General features: G+C 35.7%; 21 protein-coding genes and 1 pseudogene. 17 read left to right on the forward strand and 5 right to left on the reverse strand.

All coding sequences use genetic code 11. The features are described from left to right. Nucleotides 1-120 precede the first annotated feature (120 nt). The gene (locus tag EQ029_RS00720; protein ID WP_053020428.1) at nt 121-1824 is read left to right on the forward strand and encodes an ABC-ATPase domain-containing protein; all 1704 of its coding nucleotides are present in this window, start codon (nt 121-123) and stop codon (nt 1822-1824) included. Nucleotides 1825-1876: 52 nt separating this feature from the next. Here the strand turns inward: EQ029_RS00720 and EQ029_RS00725 are convergent, their stop codons facing one another. Together EQ029_RS00725 and EQ029_RS00730 are read right to left on the reverse strand one after the other, a co-directional pair. Beyond that, nucleotides 1877-2275: a hypothetical protein gene (locus tag EQ029_RS00725; RefSeq protein ID WP_011274541.1), complete on the reverse strand. Its 399-nt coding sequence runs from the start codon at nt 2273-2275 to the stop codon at nt 1877-1879. A gap of 150 nt (nt 2276-2425) precedes the next feature. Then, nucleotides 2426-4084, reverse strand: a complete 1659-nt coding sequence (locus EQ029_RS00730) for an FAD-binding dehydrogenase (RefSeq protein ID WP_016930548.1) — start codon at nt 4082-4084, stop codon at nt 2426-2428. A gap of 160 nt (nt 4085-4244) precedes the next feature. Here EQ029_RS00730 and EQ029_RS00735 point away from each other — a divergent pair, with 160 nt between their 5' ends. From EQ029_RS00735 to EQ029_RS00750, 4 genes are all read left to right on the forward strand, one after another. Next, nucleotides 4245-5627 carry an NAD-dependent succinate-semialdehyde dehydrogenase gene (locus EQ029_RS00735; protein ID WP_011274543.1) on the forward strand — a complete coding sequence of 461 codons (1383 nt, stop codon included), beginning with the start codon at nt 4245-4247 and terminating at the stop codon, nt 5625-5627. Nucleotides 5628-5797: 170 nt separating this feature from the next. Continuing rightward, nucleotides 5798-6871, forward strand: a complete 1074-nt coding sequence (locus EQ029_RS00740) for an NAD(P)-dependent alcohol dehydrogenase (protein ID WP_011274544.1) — start codon at nt 5798-5800, stop codon at nt 6869-6871. A 179-nt stretch (nt 6872-7050) separates the two neighbouring features. Beyond that, on the forward strand, nt 7051-7491 hold the full coding sequence (locus EQ029_RS00745) for a MarR family winged helix-turn-helix transcriptional regulator (RefSeq protein WP_011274545.1): 441 nt from the start codon (nt 7051-7053) through the stop codon (nt 7489-7491). A 15-nt stretch (nt 7492-7506) separates the two neighbouring features. Further along, a complete protein-coding gene (locus tag EQ029_RS00750; RefSeq protein WP_011274546.1) occupies nt 7507-8850 on the forward strand; it encodes a dihydrolipoyl dehydrogenase family protein in 1344 nt (447 codons plus the stop codon). 105 nt (nt 8851-8955) lie between these two features. Here the strand turns inward: EQ029_RS00750 and EQ029_RS00755 are convergent, their stop codons facing one another. Further along, complete coding sequence (locus tag EQ029_RS00755; RefSeq protein ID WP_011274547.1) at nt 8956-9642, reverse strand: type 1 glutamine amidotransferase domain-containing protein; 687 nt, start codon at nt 9640-9642, stop codon at nt 8956-8958. 186 nt (nt 9643-9828) lie between these two features. Between EQ029_RS00755 and EQ029_RS00760 the strand changes: the two genes are divergently transcribed. The 10 genes from EQ029_RS00760 (at nt 9829) to EQ029_RS00805 (ending at nt 20145) form a co-directional block, all read left to right on the forward strand. After that, nucleotides 9829-10341 (forward strand): DUF308 domain-containing protein, encoded by a 513-nt coding sequence (locus EQ029_RS00760; RefSeq protein ID WP_011274548.1) that lies wholly within the window; start codon nt 9829-9831, stop codon nt 10339-10341. Between the two features lie 153 nt (nt 10342-10494). Then, nucleotides 10495-11691 carry a 3M3SH-releasing C-S lyase gene (locus EQ029_RS00765; protein WP_057504681.1) on the forward strand — a complete coding sequence of 399 codons (1197 nt, stop codon included), beginning with the start codon at nt 10495-10497 and terminating at the stop codon, nt 11689-11691. Between the two features lie 14 nt (nt 11692-11705). Continuing rightward, nucleotides 11706-12113 (forward strand): carboxymuconolactone decarboxylase family protein, encoded by a 408-nt coding sequence (locus tag EQ029_RS00770; RefSeq protein WP_011274551.1) that lies wholly within the window; start codon nt 11706-11708, stop codon nt 12111-12113. Between the two features lie 274 nt (nt 12114-12387). Further along, nucleotides 12388-13740 carry a dihydrolipoyl dehydrogenase gene (lpdA, locus tag EQ029_RS00775; protein WP_057504682.1) on the forward strand — a complete coding sequence of 451 codons (1353 nt, stop codon included), beginning with the start codon at nt 12388-12390 and terminating at the stop codon, nt 13738-13740. Nucleotides 13741-13778: 38 nt separating this feature from the next. Further along, entirely contained in the window at nt 13779-14726 is a 948-nt protein-coding gene (locus EQ029_RS00780; RefSeq protein ID WP_037558252.1) for a thiamine pyrophosphate-dependent dehydrogenase E1 component subunit alpha, read from the forward strand. Nucleotides 14727-14741: 15 nt separating this feature from the next. Continuing rightward, nucleotides 14742-15782 (forward strand): alpha-ketoacid dehydrogenase subunit beta, encoded by a 1041-nt coding sequence (locus EQ029_RS00785; RefSeq protein ID WP_011274554.1) that lies wholly within the window; start codon nt 14742-14744, stop codon nt 15780-15782. Nucleotides 15783-15800: 18 nt separating this feature from the next. Further along, nucleotides 15801-17099 (forward strand): dihydrolipoamide acetyltransferase family protein, encoded by a 1299-nt coding sequence (locus EQ029_RS00790; RefSeq protein WP_016930551.1) that lies wholly within the window; start codon nt 15801-15803, stop codon nt 17097-17099. 281 nt (nt 17100-17380) lie between these two features. Next, nucleotides 17381-18742, forward strand: coding sequence for a dihydrolipoyl dehydrogenase (gene lpdA / locus EQ029_RS00795; RefSeq protein ID WP_037558251.1), 1362 nt, complete (start codon nt 17381-17383; stop codon nt 18740-18742). 301 nt (nt 18743-19043) lie between these two features. Further along, a complete protein-coding gene (locus tag EQ029_RS00800; protein ID WP_057504683.1) occupies nt 19044-19382 on the forward strand; it encodes a PadR family transcriptional regulator in 339 nt (112 codons plus the stop codon). Next, the gene (locus EQ029_RS00805) at nt 19372-20145 is read left to right on the forward strand and encodes a hypothetical protein (protein WP_057504684.1); all 774 of its coding nucleotides are present in this window, start codon (nt 19372-19374) and stop codon (nt 20143-20145) included. The genes EQ029_RS00800 and EQ029_RS00805 overlap by 11 nt, the downstream gene beginning before the upstream one ends. 609 nt (nt 20146-20754) lie before the next feature. Here EQ029_RS00805 and mtlA read toward each other — a convergent pair. Next, nucleotides 20755-21789 (reverse strand): annotated as a pseudogene (gene mtlA, locus EQ029_RS00810) (mannitol-specific PTS transporter subunit IIC); the annotation flags it as partial. 335 nt (nt 21790-22124) lie between these two features. Here mtlA and EQ029_RS00815 point away from each other — a divergent pair. Together EQ029_RS00815 and rarD are read left to right on the forward strand one after the other, a co-directional pair. After that, nucleotides 22125-22340 carry a zinc ribbon domain-containing protein gene (locus EQ029_RS00815; RefSeq protein ID WP_037537490.1) on the forward strand — a complete coding sequence of 72 codons (216 nt, stop codon included), beginning with the start codon at nt 22125-22127 and terminating at the stop codon, nt 22338-22340. Nucleotides 22341-22587: 247 nt separating this feature from the next. Beyond that, entirely contained in the window at nt 22588-23493 is a 906-nt protein-coding gene (gene rarD, locus EQ029_RS00820) for an EamA family transporter RarD (protein ID WP_046308885.1), read from the forward strand. A 288-nt stretch (nt 23494-23781) separates the two neighbouring features. On the opposite strand, the gene EQ029_RS00825 is transcribed toward rarD, so the two are convergent. After that, nucleotides 23782-23970, reverse strand: a complete 189-nt coding sequence (locus tag EQ029_RS00825) for a hypothetical protein (protein ID WP_011274567.1) — start codon at nt 23968-23970, stop codon at nt 23782-23784. Nucleotides 23971-24054: the final 84 nt, after the last annotated feature.

Genomic DNA, 24054 nt, shown 5'->3' on the forward strand with positions numbered 1-24054 from the left:
AAAATCCAATGTTTGAGATGCATTTTTTATATTCAAATCAAGAATTTCTTGAATGAAGTTATGCGTGCCGGTTAGGTTGGGTAAAATGTGAATAGACACATACTGAACGGAGGAATAATGATGAAGCGCTCAATAGATCTTGAAAAGACATTAAAATCGTTAGATGGGCAAAAATATGGAGCGTATAAACGAACGAAAGGTATATATGCTTTTGATCAATTTCACTTAGCAATAGATCATGTACAGGTGGATCCTTTTGCGCCACCTTCAAAAATGCGTCTAATCATTCAACGTGATGTCGCTAAAATTCCAAGTGATTTATTAGATGAGAAAGATAAACGTATTGCAGTATCAGATTTCTTAACTAGAGCATTTGGCCATCAAGCTACGGCATTTAATCGTACTGTTAAAGGTTCAGGTAAAAACGGTAAAATTTTCATCGACCATTGTGGTCAAGAAATGTTAGAACGTACATCAGTCGTAATTAATGATAAAGAAATTGAAGTGCGCATTGAAGTTGGTATGCCAGCAGCAGGACGTAAGATTCTTGGAAAAGCTGCGGCCCATACACTTATAAATGGCTTACCAAAGATAGTAGATCAAGCCATCATGTATCAAAATATTGATCAACAAGCACTTCAACATCAAGTAACCTTAAAATTAGACCAAACGTATATTAGAAATCAACTTGAACAACAACACTTAGTCGCTTTTGTCGCAAACAACGCCATTTTACCACGAAAAAGCGGTGTATCCGATGAGCCAATGAAAGGTGCCATTCAATTTACGAGCCCACAAGCTTTCGAAACAACATTCAATTTACCAAGTGGTCGGGCAGTCACAGGGATGTCTATTCCTGAAGGCATAACATTGATCGTTGGTGGTGGTTATCATGGTAAATCGACCCTATTAGAAGCGCTTGAACGTAGTGTCTATGATCATATTCCAAATGATGGTCGTGAATTTGTTATTACACGTCATGACGCTATGAAGATACGAGCTGAAGATGGACGTGGAATTCAAAATGTTAACATTAGTCCATTTATAGATAACTTACCTGGCAAGAAAGATACAACGCACTTTTCAACTGACAATGCGAGTGGCAGCACATCACAAGCAGCTAATGTCATGGAAGCATTAGAAGCACAAACGTCAACGCTACTTATTGATGAAGATACATCGGCGACGAACTTTATGATTCGTGATGGTCGTATGCAAAAGTTAATTGCGCCTGATAAAGAACCTATAACACCATTTTCTAATAAAGTGAGACCACTTTTTGAAGCGCATCAAGTTTCAACTATTCTAATTGTTGGTGGGTCTGGTGATTATTTTGACGTGGCTGATCAAGTCATGATGATGGATGAGTATCATTTGAAAGATGTGACTGCTGAGGCGAAAGACATTGCACAATCAGATGGATATCAGCGTGACCTACAGGCAAATACGCAATTTGGTGCGATTCCATCTCGTGTGCCTTTAAATGCTTCATTCTCTAAAAAAGGAAAAGACGATCGAATGAAAGCCAAAGGGCTGCACACAGTGATGTACCGCAAAGATGCAATAGATATATCTGGTTTAGAACAATTAGTAGATGACAGTCAAACCAATGCGTTGACCGTTATGATGAATTACTTTAGACATCACTTTATAGATAATCATAAGAGTCTTATTGAGGCAACGAATCAAATGTACGACTTAATTGACGAAGAAGGCATCGAAGCGATATCTAACTTTGATGGACATCCTGGTAATTTAGCGCTTCCTCGTAAGCAAGAATTTATCGGAACATTGAACCGTTATCGTGGTTTAAAAGTAAAATAAAATAACAAAAGCACATTGCACTTGATAGTTAATCAAGCTTTGCAATGTGCTTTTAATTCGTTAAGAAAAAGTCTACAGTAATATCATCATCATAATATCTTTCGTCATATTCTTCCATTGACGTATTAGGCAGTATGCTTAAGCTTTTGACATAATCAATACCATAATCTTCGACGTAACCACGTTGGCCATGTTTAACATAAGGCGTTACTTTAGACTTAAACTTTACAACTTGTTGTAAAAAGGGTTCTTGGTTATGAAAGTATCTCTTTGATGCATAAACCCAAACGTGATCGAAATACTGACCGCCAATATTAACATCTATTAATAAAATTTTTGAGAAAATAGGCTTGTTTGGAATTTTCACTTTAGGTGTTATAGTAATATGTTCAATTCGACCTATGACGGTTACAGTTTTATTTTTCAAAGATTTCAAGCTATCGCGAGGCATACCATCACCTTCTTTTGCAAAAAATTGTAAAATTGATAACTATTACTTGAAAAAAATAATATTTGATATAATTTTACAACAAAATGCATAAAAAGTGGTGGGATATACATTTTGAAAATACTTTATTTTAGAAGTGTATATTTATGAAATTCACTGTATATGATGGTGGATGCCTTCAGCTGCACGAATACCACTAAAGATACAACCACCTAGGAAAGTACCTTCTAATGCACGATATCCATGAACACCGCCACCACCAAAACCAGATGCTTCTCCAGCGGCGTATAGTCCTTGAATCGGTTGCATGCTTGGATTAAGTGCTTGCCCATCGAGATTCGTTTGAATACCACCGAGCGTTTTACGACTAATAATATTTAATTTTACGGCTATTAAACGTCCGTTTCTTCCACTTAATATTTTATGAGGTTTAGCAGTACGAACGAGTTTATCACCTAAGAATTGACGTGCATTATTGATAAATGCGACTTGTGGATCTTTAGTAAATGGATTATCAATTTGTAAGTCGCGAGCTTTAATTTCATGTTTGATTGTTTCATAGTTAAGTAAGTCATTACCTGCCAAGTCATTCATTTTTCGAACTAGCGTGCCTAAATCATCGGCAAGTATGAAGTCAGGTCCCTTATCCATAAAGGCTTCTACTGGAGACGTTGCCTTACTACCTAATCGTTCTTGAAGTAATAATTTGATATCTTTGTCAGTTAAATCTGGATTCTGTTCAGAGCCAGAAAGTACAAATTCTTTCTTAATGATATCTTCGGTTAAAATAAACCATGAATAATCGTAACCTGTCTTCATAATTGTCTCTAGCGTATGCAATGTATCAAATCCAGGGTAATCTGGTGCAGCCATACGTTTACCTGTCGCATCGAACCACATTGATGATGGACCAGGAATGATACGAATACCATGATTAGACCAAATTGGACTATGGTTTTGAATGCCTTCAGTATAATGCCACATGCGATCTTTATTAACGATATTGGCACCGGCATCTTCTGTAACTTGAATCAAGTGGCCGTCAGTTGAATCAGGCACACCTTGTATCATTGTCTTTGGAGGATTGCCTAAACGTTTAGGCCAATATTTTCGAATAAGTGGCATGTTGGCACCAATACCGCCAGAGGTAATTAGCAATTCATCGACCTCGTAGTGGAACGTATCTATTACGGTACGAGATGATTTCTCTCCGCGTTCAACGTCACTTGGCTCTAAAATGATGCCAGAAATGTGAGTGACTTGATTATGTTCGATGCCAATGTCAGTCACTTGGTGACGTGGCAAGAATTTAAATTGACCTTCTTGTTCTTTTTCAAGTACGAAACGACTAAAGGGTTCCACTAATCCAGGACCTGTCCCCCAAGTAATATGGAAACGTGGTACAGAGTTGCCATGACCAGAAGCTGATGCGCCACCACGTTCAGCCCAACCTAAGATAGGTGTTAAGCGAACGCCCATCTCTTTTAGATAGTTTTCCTTTTCAAAAGTGGCAAATCGCACGTACGCTTCAGCCCATTGTTTCGCCCAATAGTCCTCATCATCTGGACGGTCAAATTGTGCAGATCCTAACCAATCATTCAGTGCAAGTTCGTATGAATCCTTAACGCCTAGGCGTTGTTGAATCTTTGAGTTAACTAGAAATAGCCCGCCGAATGACCAATAAGCTTGACCACCAATCGCTTGACGAGGTTCTTGATCTAACATCGTTACGTGATAGCCTTTCTTTAATAGTTCTGTCGATGCAACTAAACCACTTAAACCAGATCCTATGACAAATATCTTTTTATTCATAAAAACTCCTCATATTAATTGTTATATGTAGTCTACATATTTTATCAAGTAAAGTAGGTATCAGGAAAGTGAAACTAGTAGTGATAGAAAACGGTTTGATAGATAATCTATTTCTACGGGTATATACTTATATCAATAATTCTAAAAGGGGTGGATGAATATGGCATCATTAGAAGTCTTAAATCCAGCGACGAACGAAGTAATTGAAACATTAGAATATACAAGTGAAACAACAGCCAAACAACAAATTGAGAAAGCGCATAAAGCGTTTAAATCTTGGAGAGAAGTAGATGCACATGAACGTGCAGATAAGTTGTATAAATGGTTCTCTTTAATTAATGAACATAAAGATGAATTGGCAGAACTGATTACTAAAGAGGGTGGTAAACCTTTAAAAGAGGCACAAGGTGAAGTGGATTATGCGAATTCATATGTTTCTTGGTATGCCGAAGAAGCTAAACGTATTTACGGACGTACAATTCCAGCTAATACACCTAATAAAAATATTATTGTGAAAAAATTCCCAGTAGGCGTAGTAGGAGCAATAACACCATGGAACTTCCCAGCCGCAATGATTACGCGTAAGATTGCGCCAGCATTAGCTGCAGGTTGTACGATTGTATGTAAACCTGCGACGCAAACACCATTAACTACTATTCGTCTCATTGAATTGGCGCATGAAGCGGGAATCCCAGAAGATGCCGTTCAATATGTCATTATGCCTGGTAAAGATGCAGGTGAATTATTCACAAAACATCCTGTAATGCAGAAAGTTACATTTACTGGTTCAACAAATGTCGGCAAGAAACTTATCGCACAAGCTGCTGAATCAGTTGAAAATGTCACAATGGAACTAGGTGGGCTAGCGCCATTAATCGTTCACGAAGATGCGGATATTGAATATGCCGTAGATCAAACAATTGCCTCAAAATTCCGTAATGCAGGACAAACTTGTATTTGTGCGAACCGAGTTTACGTTCACGAAGCGGTTGAAGCAGAATTTGTTCAACAATTAACGCAAAAAGTCCATGAATTAAAAGTCGGAAATGGTATGGATGAAGACGTGACTATTGGACCATTGATTAACGAAGATGGCGTGAAGAAAGTGGTTAATCAATTGAAAGATGCAGAATCTAAGGGCGCTAAATTATCACGCTCATTAGACGAAGCACAAGAAATGGGCGGCAATTTCTTAAAACCTGTCGTCGTTTCAAATGCGAATCAAGATATGCTTGCAATGCAAGAAGAAACATTTGGACCTATCGTACCGATTGCAACATACTCAGATCTAGAAGATGCCATTCAAATGGCGAATGATACACAATTTGGTTTAGCTGCTTACTTCTTCACAAATGATTATCGTACTGGCTTCCATCTATATAACTCACTTGATTATGGTGTCATTGGTTGGAATGATGGCGGTCCATCAGCAGCTCACGCACCATTTGGCGGTATGAAAGAAAGTGGTTATGGTCGTGAAGGTGGTACAGAAGGCATCGAACCATACTTAGAAACGAAATATTTATCAATAGGTAATATGTAGTAGATGATGTGCGCTTCTCTTTTTAGGGAAGCGTATTTTTTATCGAAAAATTCTTGTGAATTCATTATTTTTGTTTAAAAGTACTATATAAATTTTTATGAAATCGTTTACATATATCTTTTTCAGTGAAAGAATAATAAAAGATACATAAACTTAGGAGGATGTTATTTATGAGTGAAACTATTCCGGAGAAAATGAACGTTGCATTAATGCATGAACCTTATGATATTGAAATTGTCGAAAGAGATATGCCAAAAGTAGGACCTAAAGATGTCTTAATCAAGATGATGGCAGTAGGTGTTTGTGGTTCTGACGTTCACTATTATGCACATGGTCGTGTTGGTGAATTCGTAGTCGAAAAACCAATCGTATTAGGACATGAATGTGCTGGTATGGTAGCACAAGTTGGGGATGAAGTAACAGACTTTAAAGTAGGAGATCGTGTTGCTATCGAACCAGGTGAACCTTGCCGTGAATGTGAATATTGTAAATCTGGACAATATAATTTATGTCCACATATGGAATTTATGGCGACACCACCATACGATGGTGCGTTCTGTGAATACGTAAGCCATCCGGCAGACTTCCTTTATCATTTACCAGACTCAGTGACTTATGAACAAGCAACCCTTGTTGAACCATTCTCAGTAGGTTTACAAGCATGTAAGCGTGCGGATATTAAACCAGGATCAACTGTTGTGATTATGGGTATGGGTCCAGTTGGTTTAATGGCAGTTGTAGCTGCTAAAGCTTATGGCGCAACAAACATTATCGTTTCAGACTTAGAAGATAATCGTTTAGAAGCGGCTAAACGTTTAGGGGCAACAACAGCAATAAATATTAAAAATGAAGACGTCGTTGAACGCATTAAAGAATTAACAGACGGTCAAGGTGTTAACTATGCAATCGAAACAGCAGGTAACCCGATCGCCTTAAGAAGCGCATTAAATTCATTAAAAGATGGCGGTACTTTAGCTATTGTTGGTTTACCTCAAGAAGATATGAACGAAATCAATGTGCCATTTATTGCGAACCATGAAATTAATATTGTGGGTGTCTTCAGATACGCGAATACGTACCCACAAGGCATTCAAATTTTAAGTACAACAGATGCTGATATCGACTCATTATTCACACATCAATTCGAACTAAATGATACGAAAGAAGCCATGGAATTAACACGTACAAGTAAAGGTGATGCCTTGAAAGTAATGGTGTACCCAAACGGTTTCTTAGATAAATAATAAATTTAAAATATGCTTTATTATAGCTTAAAGTTAAGATAAATATGTATTACCCCATAGCCTCCTACCATTTAAAGGTATGGAGGTTATTTTATGTCTGTTTAAACAGATTGTTTGATTAATCGTGCGCGATTGTTTAAACTTTAATTAATCGTACACGATTGAAAAGAGGTGATGCCATGAATAACGAAGATATGAAACTCGCAAATCAACTTTGTTTTTCTGCTTATAATGTGAGTCGTTTATTCGCGAAATTTTATGAACAACAATTGAAACCATTTGGATTAACGTATTCTCAGTATTTGGTTTTACTCGCTTTATGGGAACACGATAATCAACCCTTACATGAAGTAGGTAAACAGTTAGATTTATCAAGTAATACATTGACCCCACTTTTAAAGAGATTAGAGCAGTCAGGGTGGGTTAAACGACAACGTTCAGAGGCAGATAAACGTCAATTAGTCGTCTCTTTAACGCAAAAGGGGCATGAGCAACAAGAAGCAGTCTTTGAGGCAGTCGCACAATGTTTACCTCCAAAATTTGATGAAACTCAATATAACGAAACGAAAGCAGTCTTAAGCAATTTAGAACAGTCCTTAAAAGCACTCACGAATAAATAAAAAAGGATGAGTTAAATGAAACAATACGATGTTGTATTTATAGGAAGCGGACACGCAGCATGGCATGCAGCACTAACACTTAAACATGCAGGCAAAGATGTTGCTATTATTGAAAAAGATACGATTGCAGGTACATGTACAAATTATGGTTGTAACGCCAAAATCTTACTTGAAGGACCTTACGAAGTGTTGGAAGAATCAGCACAATATAACGGTATTATTCAATCACAAGACTTGCATGTGAACTGGGAAAACTTAATGGATTATAAAAAACAAGTGATTAATCCTATGAACGGCATGTTAAAAGGTATGTTCGAGCAACAAGGTATCGATGTTTATATGGGTGCTGGTGTAATTAAAGATGCACACACAGTGACAGTGAATGATGAGGCATTACAAACTGAGAACATTGTCATTGCGACAGGTCAGCACAGTAATAAATTAGATATTGAAGGTAAAGAACTAACTCATGATAGTCGTGACTTCTTATCTATGGATGAACTTCCAAAACGTATGACATTTATAGGTGTAGGTATAATAAGTGTGGAATTTGCATCAATAATGATCAAATCAGGCGTAGAAGTGACTATGATTCACCACTCTGATAAACCACTTAAAGGTTTTAACCAAACACACGTAACACAACTCATTAAAAAATTAGAAGACGAAGGCGTACATTTCTACTTTGATGAAGAGACGCAAAAAGTAGAAAAAATAGGTGAAGCATACAAGGTTTCAACAGCATCTGGATTAACGATTGATACAGATTATGTCTTAGATGCGACAGGTAGAAATCCAAATGTAGAAGGTATTGGGTTAGATCAAGTAGGTATCGAATATAGTAAGAAAGGTATTTCAGTAGATGGTCATTTAAGAACAAATGTGAGCAATATTTATGCAAGTGGCGATGTCTTAGATAAAGCTATACCTAAATTAACACCAACAGCGACATTTGAATCAAATTATATTGCTGCACATATTTTAGGAATGACGCAAGATGAAATACAATACCCAGCGATTCCGTCAGTATTGTACTCGTTACCACGTCTTTCTCAAATTGGTGTTAGTGTTCAAGGAGCTGAGCAAAATGAACGTTACACAGTTAAACACATTCCGTTTGGTAAACAAATGGCATTCGAATATAAAAATGAAACAGATGCAGAAATGTATGTCGTTTTAGATGAAGAGAAACGACTTGTTGGCGCAGATATATATGGCGTCGATGCAGCTGATTTAGTAAACTTACTCGTATTTATTATTAATCAACGCATGACAGCACAAGATTTAAATCAATTAATCTTTGCTTTCCCTGGTGCCTCTAGCGGTGTCATTGATATGTTAAAAGTGAATATGCTGTAATTTAATATAGATAAATAAAGATGCCTACATATTGGAATCAAAGCATTATTGTTCCAAATCATGTAGGCATCTTTGTAAATTTTACTATGCGGGTAGACTAAGATTTTACTTTTGAGATTCTAAGAATTTTTCTGCTACGGCTTTACCAGATTGTGGATTTTGGCCAGTAATAATGCGACCATCGGCTACAGCAAACTCAGTCCAGTTATCACCTTGTTCATAGTTTGCACCACGATTTTTAAGTTCATCTTCAGTAAGGTAAGGAACAACGTCGGCTAAGCCCACTGCTTGTTCTTCACTATTTGAGAAGCCAGTAACCGTTTTACCATCGATAATATGTTTACCTTCAGCATCTTTTACATTTAATAAGCCAATTGCACCATGGCAAACAGAAGCAACAACATCGTTATTTTCATAAATTTCTTGAGTTAGCTTTTGTAAATCTTCATTATCTTTGAAGTCCCAAATTGTACCATGACCACCAGCGAAATAAATGACATCATAATTTTCAGCTTTAACTGCGTCAGGTGTAACTGTATGACCAAGACGTGTCATAAAGTCTTTATTCTGATAATATTCCCAGTCTAAATCTGTCATCATATCTTCTTGTAAACTTTGAGGGTCAATGGCAGTATATCCACCTTCTGGACTAATATAATGTACTTTATAACCATTTTTATATAAGACATCCGCGAAATGAACAACCTCACCAAACCATAATCCAGTTGGACGATTCATATCAGGATATTTCGTTACACTTGTTACTACAACTAATGCTCTTTTTGTATTCATTGATACGCCTCCTAATTTTATACTACGTTCAGTCTACCCTTTTCGGAGAAGTAAGAAACTGAAGAGGTCGTGAATTAAATATAATATGTTTCATGTAAAACGATGTAAGATGTATTCGTTGTTAGTCCAACGCAACTTCAATATACTTGATATATTAACTATTTTTTAATGAGAGGAGGAATTTGAATGGCACAAGACAATGGAAAATTAAAATGGTCAAGCTTAATTATGGGAACGTTACTCTTAATTGTTGCAGTTATCATTTTCAGTTATCCTGTTAAAAATTTCTACACACTTACTTGGCTTATTGGCTTATTTATTCTTATTAATGGTGTGATTCAACTATTATTCCGTCGTGCTGCGAGAGCGCTTGCCGGTAGCGGTTCAGGATTAATTGTTGTCATAGGAATTATTGATATCATATTTGGACTACTTGTGATATTTAACGTTGGGGCAAGTTCAACCTTCTTCATATTTATGTTTGCCGCATGGTTTATTGTAAGTTCAATTATTGGACTAATGACCATTTCAAAACAAAGCCGTTTGAAGGGACTATCTATCATTGTTAACGTTTTAGGCTTACTATTAGGAATTATTTTACTATTTAACCCTATGATGGGGATGATTCTAGTATCAACGATGATAGCCATCACATTTGCAATTCTAGGTGTGACTTACGTTATTGATGGACTTGCGTAAATTTTTAGAATAGGGAGAGAGGCAGAATTTTATATGAATTCTTTGTCTTTCTCCCACTTTTTATATTTAGAAGTGGAAATCTTAAAAAGTGAATTCATAAATGGGAAGTATTACAATAAGACTTATTAAACAATGATTCTAGGAGGCATTCATGTGACGTACAATTTTGATGAGATCATAGATCGTCGTTCTACTAATGCGATGAATGTAGAAGGTTATAAAGGCTATTTATTTGGAGACGCAGATACTTCAGATTTAGAAGAACATGATGAACTGATTCGCATGTGGGTAGCTGATATGGATTTCGCGACACCTGAAGTTGTGTTAGATGCGATAAGAGACAGACTCGATAAAAAGATTCTAGGTTATACCAACATATTTGGCACAGATTATTATGAGGCTTTTATGTCATGGACAGAACGACGATTTGGTTATACATTTCCGCAAGAACACCTTGTATTTTCTCATGGGATTGTTGCAGGGTTAATTGAACTTGTAAGCTATATTTGTGACGATGATGATAAAGCGTTGATTTTTACACCAAGCTACGGTCCTTTTAAAATGGCTTGTGATAAAAATAATATTAAGACGGTATATTCTCCTATGATTAATCATAATGGATACTATGAAATCGACTTTGAAGATGTCCGTCAAAAAGTGGAAACAGAAAATATTAAATTATGTATTTTTGCTAATCCGCATAATCCAACAGGTCGTGTATGGTCAGAAGATGAATTAAAGCAATTGGGACAAATTATGGTCGATAATGACGTATGGATCATCTCAGATGAAATTCACTGCGACATTAAACGTGACGGTCAAACACATGTACCTTTTGCTAAAGCAGTGCCAGATTACGATAAGATTGTTACCGCAATGTCTCAAAGTAAGGCATTTAATATAGCAGGCTTAATGTTCTCTAACCTTATTATTCCGAATAGAAGATTATTAAAGACATGGAAGTTACATCACTTTAGTTCTGAGAATCCATTAAGTATCGTTGCGACACAGGCAGCTTATGAAAAGGGCAAAGACTGGTTAGCTGCTATGAATGATTATCTAGACGATAACTTTAAATACCTAGCACAATTTTTAGAACAAGAACTGCCACATGCAGAATTTAAAATTCCAGAAGCAACCTACCTCGCATGGGTTGATCTAAGCTATTACATTAAAGCAAAACACATAGATGAACCAATCGCTAAATATTTCATCAAACACGCCGGCGTTATCATTGAAGGACAAGAACAATTCGTTCATAACGCAGAAGGACATATCAGAATAAACATCGCTGTTCCACGTGAAATCATGATAAAAGGACTGCAAAAGATTAAAGACGCATTAGTTTAAAAAGGAGATAACAAATGTCGATTATAGAGTCTTCGAACAATGGTAATACACCTTTTCAAAAATTATTAGGTCATCAAGAAGAATTAATGCAATCATGGACACAGCTAAGTGATGTGTTAGAAAATGACGGCGCACTTAACAAAGAATTAAAAGAAGAGTTAAGAAGAATGTTAGCGCAAAAGAACGGTTGTCAGTACTGTAAAGCTAAAGGTCAACCTACCGGCAGTCTTAAAGATGAAAAATCGTCCGTTTGCATAGGATTTACAGAAGTGTTTATTAAGATGGGTGACCAAATTCCGGACAATATTATTAACGTACTTAAAGACAGTTTAACAACAGAAGAAATTGTTGAACTCATTGCATTTATTACATTCACAAACGCACAACAAAACTTTGGCGCAATAATGAAATTACAACCGTAATACAACTCTCTAGCCAACTTGGTTAGAGGTTTTTTTATTTGAGTGAGTAGCAAGATAATCTTCCAAATCTTATAAAACTTATATGAAATAATAGAAATAAGTATATAAAAATTTAATTTTACAATTATTTGAAAATTCAAACTCATGAGTATAAAATGTACTTAAAGAAATGAGAAAACGCTTACATTAAGAATATAGCATATCTCATTTCTATGTTTTTACAGTATGTTTTGGGATGCACAACGATATGATCTTACGGAAGTGGGTGATAGTGATGACGGACTCATATGATTTGATTGTGGTTGGTGCAGGACCTGGTGGATATGTTGCCGCTATTCGCGCTGCACAATTAGGTCAAAAGGTTGGAATTGTAGAGAAAACAAACGCAGGGGGGACTTGTTTAAACGTAGGTTGCATACCTTCTAAAACACTACTCGAACATGGAACGAAAGCACATGATATACGTAAGGCTAATGATTGGGGAATTGAGACACAAGCGATGAAAGTGAATTTCTCTAAATTAGTGCAACGTAAACAACACATTGTTAGCACGCTCACAGGTGGTGTGAAGCAATTATTAAAGAAAAACAAAGTTACTTTCATTAAGGGTGAAGCTACTGTAACAAAAGATTTAGAAGTTAAAGTTAATAATCAAACATATCAAGCGAAAGATATTATTCTAGCAACTGGTAGTAAACCTTTTATTCCACCTATTGAGGGATTAAATGACATAAAGTATGAAACGACAGACACATTTTTTGATATAGAAACGTTGCCTAAACAACTCGCAATTATTGGTGGCGGTGTTATCGCTACTGAGTTAGCATCCTCAATGGCTGACTTAGGAGTCGAGGTTACAATGATTGAAGTTAATGAAGATATTCTTCTCACCGAGATTGAAGAAGTACGTGAACTGTTAAAGGACCATTTGAAGAATCAAAGTATAAGAATTTTAACAGGCGCAAAGATATCTAAAGTAACAACCTCTAAAGTGATTTTGGATAATCATGAAGATGTGTCATTTGATACTTTATTAGTGGCAACTGGTCGACAACCGAACATCAAGGTAGCTGAATATCTAGATATCGATATGGATGGTAAATTTGTACAAGTCGATGAACATTATCAAACAACAATTAATCATGTATATGCTATTGGAGACCTTGTTAAGGGTTATCAACTTGCACATTCAGCGAGTGCACATGGATTACATGTTGTTGAAACTTTGGCTGGATTAAAACCAACGCCAGTATCTCTAAACAATATTACACGTTGTATTTATACTCGTCTTGAAGCAGCATCAGTTGGTTTATCTGAGTCTCAAGCTAAAGAAGCGGGTTATGACGTATCTGTTACACAATCTTCTTTTCAAGGAAATGCAAAGGCACTCGTAAAAGGAGAAGCACAAGGCTTTATTAAAATTGTGACTGATAAAGCATATGGAGAGGTTTTGGGTGCTTTTATTGTTGGTCCACATGCTACAGATTTAATCAGTGAAATATTAGGTGTCAAAGCTTCAGAAGGTACAATGAATGAGTTATCTAACATCATTCAACCACATCCTTCTCTATCCGAAGCAATTGGCGAGAGCGCGGATGCATACTTTGGAAAAGCCATTCATATGTGATAACAGAACAAATCAATGAATGATAGGAGGAACTAACGATGGAAAAAGAACAAGCACGTTGGATTTATAAAACGATGAATGAAATTCGATATTTTGAAGAAAAGGTGCATAAAATCTTTAGTGACGGTAAGATTCCTGGTTTTGTTCACTTATACGTAGGCGAAGAAGCTGTAGCAACTGGTGTAATGTCACAACTTGAAGACGACGACTATATTACAAGTACACACCGCGGACACGGACATGCAATTGCCAAAGGATGTGACCTTAATGGCATGATGGCGGAGATAATGGGTAAACGTGATGGACTTGGTCATGGTAAAGGTGGTTCCATGCACGTTGCAGAAATAGATAAAGGAATGCTCGGTGCTAATGGTATCGTAAGTGGTGGCTTCGGACTTGCTACTGGTGCAGGTATTTCTATTCGAAATCAAGGTAAAAAGAATGTTGCTGTATGTTTCTTTGGTGATGGTGCAGCCAATGAAGGTAATTTCCATGAGGGCCTTAACTTTGCCTCAATCTTAAACCTTCCAGTTATCTTTGTTTGTGAAAACAATCAATTCGGTGAAGGTACAACACATGATTATGCCAGTGCTTCAGAAACAATTGCAGAGCGTGCTTCAGCTTATAACATGCCTGGTGTCAGAGTGGATGGCATGGATGTCGTTGAAGTTTATAAAGCAGCGCAAGAAGCTGTAGAACGAGCAAAAAATGGTGAAGGCCCTACGCTAATTGAGTGTGACACGTATCGTAAATATGGTCATTTTGAAGGGGACGAACAAAAAGTTAAATCACCAAATGATCGTAATGCAGATAAGAATGCAACGGAAGACTTTAAACGTCAAGCACTTGAAGAAGGTTGGTTAACAGAAGAAGAAGTCGATGAAATTGAAAAAGCAGCTGAACAAGCAGTAGAAGATGCGGTGAAATATGCAGATGAAAGTGAATTACCAGATGTAGATTCATTACACGAAGATGTATTTGCCTAAAAGGAGGTCATAACTATGAGTGAAGAACGCAAGTTAACATTTATGGGTGCAATTAACGAAGCAATCGATCAATCAATGGAACAAGATGATAATGTTATTCTCATTGGTACGGACGTTTCAGGTGGTGCAGGTGTAGAACATATTAAAGATGACGATACATTTGGTGGCGTTTTTGGTGTAACTAAAGGACTTGCGAAAAAATATAGTCGAGATCGTGTTATTGACACACCAATCGCAGAGCATATTACACTCAGCTCTGCTGTAGGTGCAGCAGCTACCGGTATGCGTCCTATTGCAGAATTAATGTTCAATGACTTTATTGGATTCGGTTTAGATCCTATTTTGAACCAAGGTGCAAAAATGCGTTACATGTTTGGTGGTAAAGCTAAAATTCCATTAGTTGTACGTACAGTTCATGGCGCTGGTGCAGGCGCAGCGGCACAACATTCTCAATCATTGTATAACATGTTTGCAGCAATACCTGGTGTAAAAGTAGTCGTTCCTTCTAATCCTTACGATGCTAAAGGTTTATTAATGGCAGCAGTACAAGATGATAACTTAGTAGTCTTTTCAGAAGATAAAACGTTATTAGGACAAAAAGGTGATGTACCTGAAGAACCCTATACAATAGAAATTGGAAAAGCGAAAGTGACGCGTGAAGGTGATGATTTAACAATTGTAGCAATCGGTAAAATGGTGGCAGTAGCTGAAGAAACAGCAGACAAATTAGAAGAAGATAACGTTTCAGTTGAAGTCATTGATTTACGCTCTGTGTCACCATGGGATGAAGAGACAGTTCTAGAATCAGTGAAGAAGACAGGTCGTTTAATTGTAATTGATGAATCAAATCCACAATGTAATGTAGCAGGAGATGTTGCATCTGTTATTGGTGATATCGGTTTTGATTATTTAGATGGACCAATCAAGAAAGTCACTGCACCGGATACACCAGTTCCATTCGCAGCAAACCTTGAACAAGCCTATATACCAAACGTAGATAAAGTATTAGATGTCGCATCTGAACTAATTGAAGACTTGAAACAAGTTAATTCATAGGCAAGGAGGTGTTGAACGATGAGCGAAAATATTATTATGCCAAAACTCGGTATGACAATGAAAGAAGGAACAGTCGAAGAGTGGTTTAAAGCAGAGGGAGATGTGGTTGAACAAGGTGAAAGTATATGTACGATTAGTTCTGAGAAATTGACTCAAGACGTTGAAGCGCCAGCTAGTGGTACATTACTCGAAATTAAAGTTCAAGCCGGAGAAGAAACTGAAGTTAAATCTGTACTTGGTATTATTGGAGACGAAGGCGAAAGTACTGAATCAAGTAGTACGACTGAATCTGAAAACGAAGAACAAAATAACTCACATTCAGAAAATGAAGAACAACAAACGAGCGATACAACTTCTGTAAATGAAGATGATAGTAATCATGATGAAGATACAAATAAGTCTAATAATGTTGAACCCCAAAATGGTAAACGTATCTTTATATCACCACTTGCACGCAAGATGGCGGATGATAAAAACTTTGATATCACTAGAATTCAAGGTACAGGTGGTAATAATCGTATAACAAAATTAGATATTCAACGTGTAGAAGAGCAAGGATATGATATTGAAGCAAAAAATGAGGATATGCAATCTAAAGAGGATAAGAACACTAAATTTAACAGTGCTAATGTCGGTGAAGGACTAAATCCAATGCGTAAGCGTATAGCACAGAATATGCGTCAAAGCTTGGCCGAAACAGCACAACTCACATTACATCGTAAAGTGGATGCTGACCGTTTGTTAGATTTCAAAAACAAACTATCAGCTGAACTTGAGAATGCAAATCAAGATACTAAATTGACTGTCACAGCATTGCTAGCTAAAGCCATCGTCTTAGCACTTAAAGATTATGGTGCAATGAATGCTCGATATGAAAATGGTCAACTTACAGAATATGATGATGTTCATTTAGGTGTGGCAACGTCACTCGACGAAGGGTTAATGGTACCAGTTATAAATAATGCAGACACTAAAAGTATTGGTGCTTTAGCTAAAGAGATTAAATCTTCAGCAGAAGCGGTACGTGATGGTAATACAAATGATGTTAAACTGTCAGGTGCTACATTCACAATCACCAACATGGGTACGAGTGGCATCGAATATTTCACACCAATTCTTAACCTGAGTGAAACAGGAATACTAGGTGTAGGTGCACTTTCTAAAGAAGTTGTACTTGAAGGAGATAGTGTTAAACAAGTATCACGTATTCCATTAAGTTTAACGTTTGATCATCAAATTCTTGATGGTGCGAGCGCTGCCGATTTCTTAAAAGTATTAGCTAAATATATTGAAAATCCATATCTCTTAATTCTTTAATAACAAATATATTTAATTTGATTAAGACCCTCAGTACACAAAAAAGTGCTGGGGGTCTTTTCATGTCTCAAACCACACTTCCAATCCTTTCGCACAACACAAATCCCTTTATTGAAAAAGTAAAAATTCTGTCACTTACGTTTATTTGAAATTATAAAAATATAACTCTAATATATAATTGAAAGGGTATAAAAGCGCTTACACATTAAACAAGTGGTTATGTTCATAACAAAGGTTATTAAGGGATGAAAACAACTTCAAAGGTGAAAGGGGTACAAATGATGTCTAAATCGTATGATTTGATCGTTATTGGAGCAGGACCTGGAGGTTATGTCGCAGCAATTCGAGCAGCACAACTAGGCAAAAATGTAGCGATTGTTGAGAAACAGCACGTTGGTGGTGTATGCCTCAATGTAGGTTGTATACCGTCGAAGATATTTTTAGAATATGGTGCTAAAGTGAGAGATATTAATTCTGCAAACAATTGGGGAATTAAAACGAATCACATAGACATTGATGTAACTAGTCTCGTACAACGTAAAGATCAAGTGGTTAAGACAGTGACGGATGATGTTCGAGACGCATTAAGACAACACAACGTTGATTTTATTGAAGGGGAAGCAGAAGTATTAGAAGGATTAAAAGTTCAAGTCGATCAAACTATTTATACCGCGAAAGATATTATTTTAGCGACAGGAACAAAGCCATTCGTACCACCAATCGAAGGGCTAGACAAAGCGCACTTTGAAACAGCTGATACGTTTTTCGACATGGAACAACTGCCGAAACAGCTTGTGATTATTGGTGGGGGCGTTATTGCCTCGGAAATAGCCTCATCAATGGCTGATTTAGACGTAGATGTTACGATTTTGGAAAAGGGCGATAGCATCCTATCTAGTGAAATTAAAGAAATACGTGACCATCTATCAACCTATTTGAAACAACAAGGTGTTAACATCATCACCAATTCAGAAACTAAGAAAGTAAATGCAAAGACTTTGGAAATTGGTGGAAAAGATGGTCCTAAGGAAATACCATACGAGACATTACTCTTTGCGACAGGACGACAACCTAATGTTCATGTAGCTAAGGCACTTAATTTAGAACAAAATGGCAAATGTTTACAAGTTAATGAACATTATGAAACTAGTTACGCACACGTCTATGCGATTGGTGATTTAGTGCCAGGCTATCAGTTAGCACATACTGCAAGTGCACACGGTAAATATGTGGCAGAATATATTGCAGGCAAACAACTAGAGACGATTAATCAAGAGGATATACCAAGATGTATTTATACAAGATTGGAATCTGCGTCAGTAGGTTTATCAGAATTACAAGCACAAGAAGCGGGTTATGAGGTTGAAGTGACGACTGCACCTTTTCAGAAGAATCCTAAAGCAATCTTAAAAGGTGAAACACAAGGAATGGTTAAAATAGTAGCGAATAAGCAGGATGGTAAGATTTTAGGTGGGTTTGTCGTTGGACCTCATGCGACAGATTTAATTAGTGAAATCTTAGGCATTAAGGTTTCGGGCGGTACATTAAACGATATTTCTCGAATTATACAACCACATCCTTCACTATCGGAAGTGATTGGTGAAAGTACAGATGCATCTTTTGGAAAAGCAATATATCAATAAGTAAGATCGATTATGATCTTTTAAAGTCTTAGTAAAATACATTGATAATCTATACCTTTTAACACATTAGCGATTTGATTATAAATTATACAAAACGAATTATAATATATAAGTTACTAGCATGAAAAATCCCCCAGGCGCGTCAAAGTTGCTGGGGGTTTTAATGTGTCATTTATGTAACTCGTTAATTAACGTAGCGATTAAACCATTAAGTAACTACTATCTTTTATAGTAAGATAGTTGACTTATTTATTAAAATACACTATCTTATATTATAAGATAGTTAATAAAAGGTGATGACATGTCAGTATCTAATCAAATGATGAAGGGGCTTTTAGATGGTGCAATACTTGGACTTATAGCTAAGGGCGAGACGTATGGCTATGAAATTTTAGAGAAATTAAAAGAAAACCAATTTCCTGAAATTAGCGATGGTAGTATTTATCCTGTATTGCTTAGGTTAAGCAAGAAAGGCTATGTTCACACAACCACGCGCAAATCGGATAACGGTGGACCTAAGCGGAAGTATTATACGATTTCTGAAAGAGGACAAGAAGAGTTAGAACGATTCAAAGAGAAATGGAGTTATCTTAACTCAGGAATGAATAACTTATTCGGGAGTGATGAATATGATGACTAAAGAACAAGAGGACTATATATTTAAATTAAAGGCAGAATTAATGTTTAGAGGTAAGGATGAAGATGAAGTACACGCTATTGGAGATGAATTGCAAGATCACTTTGAAATGGTAGAAGCGAATGGTGATGATGTTAGTAATATTTTAAACACACCAGTTAAAGATTATGCCGACAACTTTTCTAAAGAAATGAGTTTTACCAAAGGGTTACCTAAATATTTAACGTACTTCGTACTCTTTATGTTTGCGATATTCACAATTCCAGATTTCTTTGAAAATGAATTTACGATCACATTAGGATATATTTTAAATACAATCTTTATCTTCGTAATAAGTGTTGTCGTGCCATTATTTTTAATAAAAAAAGCTATTATGAAATATGGCGATGCTAAACGTGTGTATGTCTATGCATTCATAGGGGGAGTAGTTCTTTTCTCACTGATGGTTTTAAGTACGTTTATTGCTAAAAGATATCCAATATATACACTTGTGACACTAAATCAAACCCAAAGCATCATTACTGGGCTCATATTATTAGCAATCGTCATGTTACTATGTTTCATAGTTAAACAAAAACTATTTGCACTTGTATTATTTATCGTTTGCTTACCTAATATAATAGGACAAATCTTTAAAGCACATAGCCATTCTAACGAGCAATTTTTAACAATATCACTTGTACTTTACATCGTGTTGATTATTGGAATGAACATCGCATTCTTCGGTCATGCTTATTATACAAATCGAAAAAAGAAAAAGCGTTAGTTAGAGGAAAGTTTAAAATACGAACTATTATATTACGAAACGAAAATAGAAATAATATAACCTTTAATATAAATATTAACTAAGAGCTAAATCACGTCTTACTGAAACTTTGAATGAGATTTAACTTTTTATTGAAAATCAATTAGCTAAAAAATAGTTAGGAGATGGAACCAAAACAATATAAAACATTATGTAAACTTAATATATACTAATTTAAAGTTAGATAGCAAAAAACTTATACCTTTCTTTCAATTAAAATATATACGTTTCTACAATTTGAATTTTTGAAGTTAAATTAAAATCACATATTTTTATGACATATTTTATTATAAATCCATGTATAATTATATTATGTTACTAATTTAATATCTAATAGAGGATTATAATATGACTGATTAAAAAGAAAAAGTTAATACATTAATATGTATATTAAAAGAAGAAAATAAGTTTATTAGAGAAAAAGTATTATTGCTTAGCAATATAGAAGAATTAAAGATATTAAACATTAATAGATTGAGTAGCAGCCAAGAAAATATAAATAACCACATAATAAAATTGAGTAATTTAGAATTAGACAAAGAATACAATTCAAATTTTAAAAATTACATAAGTTAATTTCATAATTAATGTTGCAACTACGAATGAAATAAGTGCTGCTAAGAATACGCCTAATACCATGTGTAAGAATTCACCTTTAGGTGCATTTAAACAATACACGATGAATGAACCTGGTGAAGCTGGACTCTTGAATCCGAAACCAGTTGCTTGGTAAGTTGCTACGCCAGTCATACCACCTAAAATAACAGCGATGAATAATAATGGACGCATTAATACATATGGGAAGTAAATTTCATGAATACCACCGAAGAAGTGGATGATACCTGCACCATATGAAGTTGCTTTCGCTGTGCCTTTACCGAAGATCATGTACGCTAATAAGATACCGATACCTGGTCCAGGGTTTGATTCGATTGCGAATAAAATTGATTGACCTGCACTTGCTGCTTGGTCAGTACCAAGAGGTGTGAATACACCATGGTTAATCGCGTTGTTAAGGAATAAAATTTTAGCTGGTTCTACGATGATACTTACGATTGGTAATAAGTGTAAGTGTACTAAGAATTCAACTGCTACAGATAAGATGTGCATGATGAATTGCATAATTGGCGCCAATAGTTTGAAGCCAAGGATTGTCATAATGAATGCTAGAATACCTGCTGAGAAGTTGTTGAATAACATTTCAAAGCCTTGTGGTGTTCTAGGTTGTAAGAATTGGTCAACTTTCTTCATTAACCAACCAACAAGTGGTCCCATAATCATTGCACCAAGTAACATTGGTGTATCTGGTAATGCAACAATAACCCCCATAGTTGCTGTCGCTGCAACGATACCACCACGTAAGTCGTGAATTAAACGACCACCACTAAATGCGATAAGTAATGGAATTAAGTACGTGATTATTGGTCCTGCTAATTGAGATAATTCTTTGTTAGGATACCAACCATTATCAATGAAAATCGCAGCAATAAAGCCCCATGCGATAAAAGCACCGATGTTTGGCATAATCATACTACTAAGGAATGAACCAAACGCTTGAACTTTACGGCCGAGACCTTTTTTCTCTTGTGTCTCTGTTTGAGCCATAACTACACCTCTTTTTTTATTCTGATTTGATAATTCAATTGTAATGGCACAAGAAAGCGTCTACAACACAAAGAAAATGCGACTTTGTCACAGTAATTGTGACAACGGTGTGACAAGGTCATGGAGAGAGTCGCGGAACTATATCAAAGTCCAATGTAAGAACCTTCTACTTATGATAATTATGTGAGAAATTCCATTGAAAATGTTTGAATATGGCAATGAAAAAATGTCATTAGTTATATTTTAAATGCGCAATAAGTTATTACTTATTTAAAGATTAAATGATAGGAAACAGGTTATAGAACAAGTAAGAAACAATATAAGGAGTGTTGTTTATGACTGGAAATACAGGAAACGGATGTGTGAAATGTGGACATACGGAAGTGGAAGAGGGAACATTATCAGCAACAGGATCTGGACTATCTAAGATGTTTGATGTGCAGCATAACAACTTTAAAACAATAACTTGTAAAAATTGTGGCTATACAGAATTTTATAAAACAAATAATAATAGAACGAGTGATATTGTCGATTTATTCTTTGGTGGATAATTGAATATCAATATTTATGTCAGAATCAGCGACTTTCTAGGCGCTGGTTCTTTTTTGTTTGGTAAAAGGGAGACTTCGGGTTGTGTGATGTTAGAGGTGCGGATGTCTAAATTCAAATAAATTCAACCTAAATTACTAAGAATTTGAATAATTTGAGCAGTTTATATACCTAACTTTCTTAACTATTGGTACCATAGTTTTATTAATTAAAACATATTTCCAGGGTTATATCGTTAGGAGGGTTAGGATGAATTCCAATACTGAATTTAAAAAAGGGATTCTATATGCGTTAGGTGCTTATGTATTATGGGGTATCTTGCCAATTTATTGGAAATTAATTGGTGGCGTTAGTGCATTTGAAATCTTAGCTTACCGCATTGTATTATCTATGATCTTTATGATACTAATGATCGTAGTTTTAAAGAAATCACAAACGTTCAAACGTGATTTAAAACATTTATTCTCACATCCAATTGAACTAATCGTCATTATTATTGCTGGTTATGTGATCACAATTAACTGGGGAACGTTCATCTGGGCTGTGTCAAATGGACACGTACTTCAATCTAGTTTAGGTTATTATATTAACCCATTAGTAAGTATATTATTAGCGTTCATCTTCCTAAAAGAAAGATTCAATAAATTTGAAACGTTAGCAATCATCTTTGCGACAATCGGAGTTCTGTATATGACGATTCGCGTTGGAGAATTCCCAGTCATCTCATTAATGTTAGCATTCTCATTCGGTATTTATGGCTTGTTGAAGAAGATTGTTAAAATTGAAGCCATAAGCAGTATCGCGATTGAATGTATCGTTACAGCGCCAGCCGGATTAATATATATGATCTATTTATGGAACACTGGAACATCATCAGTAGGTTTGAATATGGACACATTCTGGTTGATGTTCTCAGGTGCAGTAACTGCCATTCCATTAATCTTATTCTCAGCCGGTGCCAAACGTATTCCGTTATCTCTAACAGGATTCATTCAATACGTTGGTCCAACAATCATGTTCTTTTTAGGCATTTTCGCATTTAAAGAACATTTTGATGCGCAGCAACTTGTTACGTTCGCGCTCATTTGGATTGGTATTGTATTGTACAGTATTTCTCAATACGTGAAAATGAAACGTAACCCTAGACCTGAATAATTTACAATAAGGCTTGGGACATAAATAATATAATGATGCTATTTTGCAAATTAGCAGTAGCTGACTGAACTGAGAAGGCGCCTAAATTAAGCTTTTCTCAGTTCTAGTCATCCTTGCGGGCGGGGCCCCCAGCAAAGAGAATTTCATCAAGAAATTCTACAAGCAAAGCAAGCTGGGAGTGGACGACGAATTCAATATGAATTCTGTTCAGCTCCCTTTTTTCTGAATAAAAATTAATAATCTTCAAAACTTAGTTATGTATAAGTGAGATTAATTAAACTGTTTGATTCATTCAATTGCCTCTTCTATTGGATAAATATTTCCATCTTTATCTTTATACATGCCCATTTCATTCAATTTATCATCTTCAGATTCAATGTTTGTTAAGTAAAAATGGTGATCTTTCTTAAGTTGTCTATATTTAAAGAAAAACATTAAACATAAGACACTGTTGAAAACTAAAATTAACTTTTTCACTTTATTAACCCCCTTTAAATTGTAGTAAATATAAAAATTTATATTTATAAAAATAACGAAATTAATTACATATATTATGATATA

This window comes from Staphylococcus haemolyticus (assembly GCF_006094395.1).
In the GTDB taxonomy this organism is placed as follows: domain Bacteria; phylum Bacillota; class Bacilli; order Staphylococcales; family Staphylococcaceae; genus Staphylococcus; species Staphylococcus haemolyticus.

What these genes read in the sequence shown, in the direction of transcription:
- EQ029_RS00755 (WP_011274547.1), bottom strand. Translation starts at nt 9,642, where the DNA reads ATGAATACAAAAAGAGCATTAGTTGTAGTAACAAGTGTAACGAAATAT.
- EQ029_RS00735 (WP_011274543.1), top strand. Translation starts at nt 4,245, where the DNA reads ATGGCATCATTAGAAGTCTTAAATCCAGCGACGAACGAAGTAATTGAA.
- rarD (WP_046308885.1), top strand. Translation starts at nt 22,588, where the DNA reads ATGAATTCCAATACTGAATTTAAAAAAGGGATTCTATATGCGTTAGGT.
- EQ029_RS00785 (WP_011274554.1), top strand. Translation starts at nt 14,742, where the DNA reads ATGAGTGAAGAACGCAAGTTAACATTTATGGGTGCAATTAACGAAGCA.
- EQ029_RS00780 (WP_037558252.1), top strand. Translation starts at nt 13,779, where the DNA reads ATGGAAAAAGAACAAGCACGTTGGATTTATAAAACGATGAATGAAATT.
- EQ029_RS00760 (WP_011274548.1), top strand. Translation starts at nt 9,829, where the DNA reads ATGGCACAAGACAATGGAAAATTAAAATGGTCAAGCTTAATTATGGGA.
- EQ029_RS00725 (WP_011274541.1), bottom strand. Translation starts at nt 2,275, where the DNA reads ATGCCTCGCGATAGCTTGAAATCTTTGAAAAATAAAACTGTAACCGTC.
- EQ029_RS00805 (WP_057504684.1), top strand. Translation starts at nt 19,372, where the DNA reads ATGATGACTAAAGAACAAGAGGACTATATATTTAAATTAAAGGCAGAA.
- EQ029_RS00750 (WP_011274546.1), top strand. Translation starts at nt 7,507, where the DNA reads ATGAAACAATACGATGTTGTATTTATAGGAAGCGGACACGCAGCATGG.
- lpdA (WP_057504682.1), top strand. Translation starts at nt 12,388, where the DNA reads ATGACGGACTCATATGATTTGATTGTGGTTGGTGCAGGACCTGGTGGA.
- EQ029_RS00800 (WP_057504683.1), top strand. Translation starts at nt 19,044, where the DNA reads ATGTCAGTATCTAATCAAATGATGAAGGGGCTTTTAGATGGTGCAATA.
- lpdA (WP_037558251.1), top strand. Translation starts at nt 17,381, where the DNA reads ATGTCTAAATCGTATGATTTGATCGTTATTGGAGCAGGACCTGGAGGT.
- EQ029_RS00740 (WP_011274544.1), top strand. Translation starts at nt 5,798, where the DNA reads ATGAGTGAAACTATTCCGGAGAAAATGAACGTTGCATTAATGCATGAA.
- EQ029_RS00745 (WP_011274545.1), top strand. Translation starts at nt 7,051, where the DNA reads ATGAATAACGAAGATATGAAACTCGCAAATCAACTTTGTTTTTCTGCT.
- EQ029_RS00730 (WP_016930548.1), bottom strand. Translation starts at nt 4,084, where the DNA reads ATGAATAAAAAGATATTTGTCATAGGATCTGGTTTAAGTGGTTTAGTT.
- EQ029_RS00815 (WP_037537490.1), top strand. Translation starts at nt 22,125, where the DNA reads ATGACTGGAAATACAGGAAACGGATGTGTGAAATGTGGACATACGGAA.
- EQ029_RS00770 (WP_011274551.1), top strand. Translation starts at nt 11,706, where the DNA reads ATGTCGATTATAGAGTCTTCGAACAATGGTAATACACCTTTTCAAAAA.
- EQ029_RS00720 (WP_053020428.1), top strand. Translation starts at nt 121, where the DNA reads ATGAAGCGCTCAATAGATCTTGAAAAGACATTAAAATCGTTAGATGGG.
- EQ029_RS00790 (WP_016930551.1), top strand. Translation starts at nt 15,801, where the DNA reads ATGAGCGAAAATATTATTATGCCAAAACTCGGTATGACAATGAAAGAA.